The organism is Okeania sp. SIO3I5 (assembly GCF_010672085.1).
Taxonomy (GTDB): Bacteria; Cyanobacteriota; Cyanobacteriia; order Cyanobacteriales; family Microcoleaceae; genus Trichodesmium.
Genome location: NZ_JAAHHT010000548.1, coordinates 1 through 1,095, shown reverse-complemented (window position 1 = coordinate 1,095; position 1,095 = coordinate 1). Strand labels below are relative to the sequence as shown.

General features: G+C 43.0%; 3 protein-coding genes. All 3 read left to right on the top strand.

Annotated elements, in window-relative coordinates:
* Nucleotides 1-47: 47 nt before the first annotated feature.
* The 3 genes from F6K40_RS40450 to F6K40_RS40445 are packed head-to-tail and all read left to right on the top strand — an operon-like array spanning nucleotide 48 to nucleotide 920.
* A complete protein-coding gene (locus F6K40_RS40450; protein ID WP_293146046.1) occupies nucleotides 48-413 on the top strand; it encodes a transposase in 366 nt (121 codons plus the stop codon).
* 17 nt (nucleotides 414-430) lie between these two features.
* Nucleotides 431-529 carry a hypothetical protein gene (locus tag F6K40_RS41275; protein ID WP_365674510.1) on the top strand — a complete coding sequence of 33 codons (99 nt, stop codon included), beginning with the start codon at nucleotides 431-433 and terminating at the stop codon, nucleotides 527-529.
* A complete protein-coding gene (locus F6K40_RS40445) occupies nucleotides 486-920 on the top strand; it encodes an IS5 family transposase (protein WP_293146043.1) in 435 nt (144 codons plus the stop codon). Before F6K40_RS41275 ends, F6K40_RS40445 begins: the two co-directional genes overlap by 44 nt.
* Nucleotides 921-1,095 lie beyond the last annotated feature (175 nt).

The following is a 1,095-nucleotide window of genomic DNA, read 5'->3' as shown; positions in this document are numbered from 1 at the left end:
ATGGCTTTGTTGCACAAAGGAAGGAAATAGGGTAAAAATAATAGTGCATGGCACGAAAAACCTACACCAAAGTAGATATGAGTAAGTCCAAGTCCAAGTCCAAGTCTAAGTCCAAGTACCGGGTTAGTAACTGGTCTGAATATGATGCTTCCCTAAAGCAAAGAGGTAGCCTGACATTTTGGCTCAGTCCTGAAGTAATAGAGCAGTGGGTAAGCCAACAGAAAACAGGACGTAGGGGAGCATCGAATACTTATAGTGATGTGGCTATTGAATTAATGGTCTCCCTGAGTAGCTTATTTGGATTAGCAGGACGACAAACAGAAGGATTTGTCGAATCTATATTTAGTTTGATGGAACTAGACTTACCTGTACCTTTTTGCATAGCACTGTATCTCGTAGGATCGGGAAGTTAAACATTACTATACCAGTGATGCCAAAGGGAGAAGGGATTCACTTAGTAGTAGATTCTACGGGGGTTAAAGTATATGGGCGTTGGGGAATGGAAGACCAGAATTCACGGTATAGGTAAACGTAGGACATGGCGTAAACTACATCTAGGAGTAAATGAAGCTACAGGAGAAATAGTTGCTGCTGTAGTAACAACCAACGATATTAGTGACGACCAAGTGTTCTGTGACTTGCTTGATGGAGTAGAAGGTGAAATAGCACAAGTATCGGGTGATGGAGCATACGACAAGTGCAAGTGCTATGAAAAAGCTCGTCAGAAAGGAGCTAAAATCACCATTCCGCCACGAAAAAACGCAGTGATTTGGCAACATGGTAACTGTAGAGGTACTCCCCATCCTAGAGATGAAAATCTCAGACGCATTCGCATCTGTGGGCGAAAGAAGTGGAAGCATGAAAGTGGCTACCACAGGCGTTCTCTATCAGAAACTACAATGTTCAGACTCAAAGCTTGATTCGGGGGTAAGTTGAGGAGACGATTGTTTGACAACCAAGCAGTGGAGTTATTCATTCAATGCGCTATGCTTAACCGCATGATACAGAATGGTAAACCCGAAAGTTATCAAGTAGACATTTAGCCTCCCCTCTTGTGGGAGTAATTTGCGATCGCCACTTTCATGCAACAAAGCC